This is a genomic window from Azospirillum sp. B506, assembly GCF_000333595.1.
GTDB lineage: Bacteria > Pseudomonadota > Alphaproteobacteria > Azospirillales > Azospirillaceae > Azospirillum.
This window is the reverse complement of the sequence record NZ_BADK01001026.1, coordinates 1-5567: the sequence shown is the minus strand read 5'-3', so window position 1 is coordinate 5567 and position 5567 is coordinate 1. Positions and strand designations below refer to the sequence as shown.

The window sequence follows — 5567 nt, the reverse complement described above, 5'->3', positions numbered from 1 at the left end:
AAGGGCCATGTCGGGGATCCCAGCGGTGCCGGGCATCGACCCACCGCCAAAAGCGCCGCCCAGAGCAGCGAGGCCGAATGATCCGAACGATCCCACCCCCTGCCCCATCATGTGGAACATCCGGGTCATCATATCCGCCATTTCGGGATCCGCGGCGCAAGCCGTCCACTGGTCCTGCCACAGGTCGAGGTAGCGGCGCGCCAGCGATTCGTACGATGGCGGATCGGAGGGGCGGTCTGGGTTCGACGGGTCGGCCATGGCCGGATTATAGGAGTGGCAGAGGCGGATTGACCAGCCCGCCATGTCTCCCCACCTGACCTTTCGGGTATAGGCGGGGTATCCTGCGGGAGCGGTCATGCTCCAGCCGTGCCGGCAACCGGGCCCGCAAGCCCAGCGCAACCGCGGCGCTATGTCGCGGCGCAACGCTGGACAAATTGCTATCCCTTCGAGTAGTCCTAATGACGGAACAATTTCCGCCGCCTGTATCAGACGCTTGTCCCGTGTCAGGAACACGTCCCTTCTTGAAAGAGTCCGCGATGGCCGACAAGGAAGACCAGAAGTCCGCTCCGATCACGATCAAGAAGTACGCCAACCGGCGGCTCTACAATACCGCCACCAGCAGCTACGTCACGCTCGACCATCTCTGCCAGATGGTGAAGGATGGGTTGGACTTCGTTGTCTATGACGCGAAGACCGGGGAGGACATCACCCGCTCCGTCCTGACCCAGATCATCGTGGAGGAGGAGAGCAAGGGCCAGAATCTGCTGCCCATCAGCTTCCTGCGCCAGTTGATCGGCTTCTACGGCGACAACATGCAGGCGGTCGTGCCGCGTTACCTGGAATATTCGATGCAGGCCTTCTCCCGCAATCAGGAGCAGATGCGCGACTATTTCCAGAACACGCTGGGCGGCATGTTCCCGTTCGGCCGGCTGGACGAGGTCAGCAAGCAGAATATGGCGATGTTCGAACGCGCCATGCGGATGTTCACGCCCTTCGGCGCTCCCGGTGCGGCGGACGAGGCGACCGGCGCACAGCGCCCGCCCAGTCAACCCGGCCCCGCCGCCGCCCCTTCGGCCGGTGCGACCTTCGACGAGTTGCAGAAGCAGATCGACCAATTGCAGAAGCAGATCGCCAGCATCGCCAGCCCGGGCGGCAAGTCGGACGCGAAATAGCGCGCGGTCGGACAGACCCGGTGGCAGACGGTTACGGCAGGCGATTGGCAAAGAAGGCGGGGTCATACCCCGCCTTTTTCATTGCGCCGGCACAAGCGGGCGCGCAGGCTCCGGATCGTGCATAGGGGGCACCTTCTCGTCCACGGAGCCGGTCCGGCTGAATTGTCGGTGTCGCCGGCCCGTCCAACCGTCAGGAGGGAACCGACCATGACCACCGAATTGACCGTTTCCATCACCATGGCCAGCGACGACCCGCGTGAGGTCACGCGATTCGAGAATCTGCTGCGCGACTGGCTCAGCCACCAGCAGGGCGTGGCCGGCATGGCCATCGCCGACCGCGGCAACGATGTGGCGGCAGAAAGCATCTGGCGCGCCGCCCGCAAGGCAACCTTCGGCCCGGCACTGAAGAACCCGTTCGCGCCATAACAGTGTAAAACGCGATCACCCCCTGAACAGGTGCGGGATCATCGCCGAATCCGCGCTGCCTCCCGAACCCAGGCGCGGATCGGCGGATTCCCGCACCCCCATGCCCAGGCACTTGTCGCCGACGATCCAGGCGTGCAGGACGGCGCGTGTGTCCTCCTCGCGGAAGCAGGACGGGGTTTCCAGCCAGACCGCACCATGGGCCGCGACGTCCTCGCCGATGTCCGGCCCGTCGTCGGCGATCACCGCCCCATGCTCCAGGATTCGGGTCGGCGCACCGTCCAATCCGTGCAGAGCGCGCACGGTCACCATATCGGCCCCCGCGATGCCGCCGGGATCGAGCGCCGCCCGGCATAGGTTGGGGTGGCGCGGGTACAGGTGCGACAGCACCGCCAGCAGGCCATGGTTCGACCACAGCCAGCACCAGAGCGGCGACAGCACGCTCATGCCGCTGCTGCGCAGGCGCTGCAGGAACCCGTCGTCGGCCAGACCGTCCCAGGGGTAGAGTTTCGTCAGCCAGGAGATCGGCTGCCCCTCGTCGTCGAGGAAGCGGCGCCCGTCCCAGGCGATGGAGTGCAGCGGCAGCAGGCGGGTGTCGATGCCGGCTTCCGCCGCGGTCGCGGCGAGATAGACCAGTTCGCCTTCCCGCACCGGATCGGGGGTGGCGCAGGTCGCATGCATGCGGCCACGGCCGGGCACGCCCGCCGCCAGCTCCTCCCACCGCTCCACCAGCGCCTCGTGCAGGCCGTTGAACTGGTTGGCGTCCGGCGCCATCGCCTCGCGCCAGTTGCGCTGGATCATCGAAGCGGCGAACAGCCCCTCCGAGGTGTCGTAGTTGCACCCCAGCAGCTTGACGCTGTCCCGCCCGTCATAGGCCAACGTCAGCCGGCCGGCCAACCCTCCCGCCCGCTCGTTGCACCGTCCGCCGGCCCAATAATCGATCCAGGAGGCTTCCAGCAGGCGCGCGAGATCGCCGCGGATGCCAAGCGAAGCGAACAGCTTGCGCTCCATCACATGACGCACGGCGACGGCGATCATGCTGTGCAGTTCGTCCGCCACGCTCTCGATCAGGTCGATCTGCGAGGCGGTGAACTCATAGGCTGTGTCCTCCCGCCAGCCGGCCCCGGCCGACATGGCCCGCACGCCATAGGGATATTTGCGGAGCCCCGGGCGCCAGTCGGCCCGCGGCTTCATCGTCGTCCTGCGCATCGCCGCCCCGTTCCCCGACCGTCAGCGGCGGATGGCTGGGCCGCGCAGGGCGGCCGGCGGCCGACGCGCAGGAAACCGCATGGAAAGGGTGACGGGCGGCAGGCTGGTCAACTGTCCACTGGTCAACGGTCAACTCCGGGGGAGGCCAATCCGACGCAGACGCGGATGCTCGCGACGCAATCGCTGCGACTGAAGCACAGCCTTGCGTATGTAACCTGCCGCGCCGCAACACGCCAGCACGCATCCGCGATAGCACCCCCGTCCGAACGCATCGGGACCGCGCCGAATCAAGCTCGCCCCCCTGACAAAGCGCGACACGGGACCGACCGCTGCGGCTAAAGGCAGCAGCGGTCGGTCCCGTGCGGTCGATTCCGCGTCAGATCAGCGTTGCCGACGAATGCCGCGACAGTGAGCGCATCGCCCACAGGGCGAGCCGGCCACGGCGCGGCTTCATCGCGGCAGCCACCTGATACAGCGGCGGTACCGCAGACAGGGCGGAGACCAGCACCTGCCGATCGTCTCGGACACCGCTCAGACGCTGGAGACGGCGGGCCGACAACACGATGCGCAGCACCTCCTCCTCGGACACCGTGCGGCGGGCGCGGAAGGAGACGAGGCTCGCCACCTCGCACAGGGCCGCCCGTTCGGCCAACAGCCCGGTCAGGCCCTTGGCAGCCGCTGTCAATGCAGCTTCATCGTAAAGGGCGAGGACAAGAGTCCTCAACCCGTGTTCCATCCGTGTGGACATGGCGGGCGCTCCGGAAAAATCGGAATGGCGTGCGGATCGGTGACGTGTTTTCGTCGAAGCCTGCAGCAGAAAATTTGCGGTTCGACAGGCGCGATTATCCGTGCGCGGCACCCGTTCGGCCATGCGCCCCAAGGTGGTAACACCCCGTCTGCGCCTTCCTGATGCGGAAAGGCCACAGTGGCTGTACCGATAAAGATCCAGGCGGATCGGAGAAAATTCGAGCAATCAGGGAATGGCCGGGATTTGTCCGCCCCGACAGACGGAAGAGAATGGTGGAGCCAAGGAGGATCGAACTCCTGACCTCTACAATGCCATTGTAGCGCTCTCCCAGCTGAGCTATGGCCCCACTATACTTCTCTTACTCTTCACCAACACTGAAGGTGTTGGTGCGCTTGGAGGGACTCGAACCCCCACGGCCTTTCAGCCACTAGGACCTGAACCTAGCGCGTCTACCAATTCCGCCACAAGCGCGTCCGCGTTTCTTGGGGTCACGCGGGGCGCTCTATGTACCCAGAGCCGCTGCTTCGCTCAAGTGGAAAAATGCAATCGCGCAAAAGTTTTTTCAGGGGCGGAGAATCGCCTGCCGACGCCCCACCCCGCCGGCCCTTGACTCTGCCCGCCCCTTACTCTGCCGGCTTGATCGCGTAGAAGCGATAGACCCGCACGCCGGCTTCGATGGCGGCGACACGGCGGGCCCACAACTCGACCTCCTCCATCACCGCCAGCTTAGTGGCGGTGTCCATCTGGAATTTCTCCAGATGCTCGACCAGCCCCTGGATGGCGGACAGGATCAGGCCGCGATGGGTGTCGGTGATGTCCTCGGCGATGCGCAGGTCGAGGTTGCGCTGGGCAAACGCATTGGCCATGCGGTCCTTGGGCCAGAGGTTCGGCGTCAGCGGCTCCTTCTCGCACCAGGTCTGCACCGCCTTGGCGCTCATCGCATCGGCTTCGGCGATGTAATCGGTGACCAGCAGATGGCCGCGCGGCTTCAATGCCAGCTCCATCCCGTCGAACATCTGTTCCTTGTCGCGGACGAAGAACAGGCCTTCCTTATAGACGATGGCGTCGACGCGCTTGGGATAGCCGAAATGCTCGGGATTGAAGGTCTCGACCGGCGCCTTCTTTTCAAGCCCCATCTTGAAGGAGCGGACCATGCCCTCCTTCGCCAGCAATTCCGACGCCTCCAGCCCGGTGACCCAACAGCCGTATTTGCCGGCCATGGTCCGGCTGGTGCCGCCCAGCCCGGCGGCGAGATCCAACACGCTCATTGCCGGGTTCAGCCCGAGCGGCTTGACCAGATAGGGGATGTGATCGGCACCGCCTGGGGTGTTGAAGCCCTCGCCCCACATCTTCTCCGCCACTTCGATGCGGGTGGCGGTCCACAGCGGCTTACCCCAGCGGTTCATGCCCGGGCCAGGGCCGGACTCGGAGGCGGCGGGCTGCTGCGGTTGCCCCTTGTCGGGCACCTGCTCCTCGCCCTTCTTCGCCTTCAGAGCTGACAGGTCATAGCCTTCCCACCACGCATACAGGCGTGTCTTCAGGCTCGGCCCTTGTCCCGAGGCACCGTCCTTGTCCGTCATCGCCGTGGCACCCCATCCGCCGATCGACTCCTGGCACCGCCAACCTCCCGCGGCCGGCAGCACATGGCGCCGCATCCTTCCGGTTGCCTGGCACAAGCCAAACACACCATCTGCAAGAACACGGACGGCCTCAGGTTAGACGGACGCGACTTGCATGCAAGGGGAAAAATTTCTTCGCAGAAACATAGCCCGACAATTTCCAGCCCACCCTCCGGATCAGCGCCCGACCTTGGACGACGCCGGAGCGGACTCCGGAAGGGAGGCCATGCGGGTGCCCGCCGCGTTCAGGACAGGGGCGCAGGCCGCCGGCATCTTGCGGACCACCCGCGGTTCGGGCTTGTAGCCCGGCGGATGCTCGATGGCGGGAGAGGCGCTGTCCAGCAAGGACATCAGTTCGTCGCCGCAGCCGTCGCCTTCGGGCTGTGCGTCTTGCTG

The 5567-nt window shown here is 65.6% G+C and carries 5 protein-coding genes, 2 tRNA genes and 2 pseudogenes; 2 read left to right on the top strand and 7 right to left on the bottom strand.

Going from position 1 to position 5567, the window contains the following annotated elements:
- Nucleotides 1-303, bottom strand: a pseudogene (locus I71_RS31600) (hypothetical protein); the annotation flags it as partial.
- 233 nt (nt 304-536) lie between these two features.
- On the opposite strand from I71_RS31600, the gene phaR reads away from it, so the two are divergent.
- Together phaR and I71_RS31590 are read left to right on the top strand one after the other, a co-directional pair.
- A complete protein-coding gene (phaR, locus tag I71_RS31595; RefSeq protein ID WP_042703659.1) occupies nt 537-1172 on the top strand; it encodes a polyhydroxyalkanoate synthesis repressor PhaR in 636 nt (211 codons plus the stop codon).
- 207 nt (nt 1173-1379) lie between these two features.
- Nucleotides 1380-1598, top strand: coding sequence for a hypothetical protein (locus tag I71_RS31590; RefSeq protein WP_042703657.1), 219 nt, complete (start codon nt 1380-1382; stop codon nt 1596-1598).
- A gap of 15 nt (nt 1599-1613) precedes the next feature.
- Here I71_RS31590 and I71_RS31585 read toward each other — a convergent pair whose 3' ends face one another.
- The 6 genes and pseudogenes from I71_RS31585 to I71_RS31560 form a co-directional block, all read right to left on the bottom strand.
- A complete protein-coding gene (locus I71_RS31585) occupies nt 1614-2804 on the bottom strand; it encodes a glutathionylspermidine synthase family protein (RefSeq protein WP_042703655.1) in 1191 nt (396 codons plus the stop codon).
- 376 nt (nt 2805-3180) lie between these two features.
- Nucleotides 3181-3528, bottom strand: a complete 348-nt coding sequence (locus I71_RS31580) for a hypothetical protein (RefSeq protein WP_244434175.1) — start codon at nt 3526-3528, stop codon at nt 3181-3183.
- A gap of 294 nt (nt 3529-3822) precedes the next feature.
- Nucleotides 3823-3898, bottom strand: a tRNA-Ala gene (locus I71_RS31575).
- A gap of 38 nt (nt 3899-3936) precedes the next feature.
- Nucleotides 3937-4023, bottom strand: a tRNA-Leu gene (locus I71_RS31570).
- A 152-nt stretch (nt 4024-4175) separates the two neighbouring features.
- Nucleotides 4176-5132 carry a cyclopropane-fatty-acyl-phospholipid synthase family protein gene (locus tag I71_RS31565; protein ID WP_042703663.1) on the bottom strand — a complete coding sequence of 319 codons (957 nt, stop codon included), beginning with the start codon at nt 5130-5132 and terminating at the stop codon, nt 4176-4178.
- 216 nt (nt 5133-5348) lie between these two features.
- Nucleotides 5349-5567 (bottom strand): annotated as a pseudogene (locus I71_RS31560) (penicillin-insensitive murein endopeptidase); the annotation flags it as partial.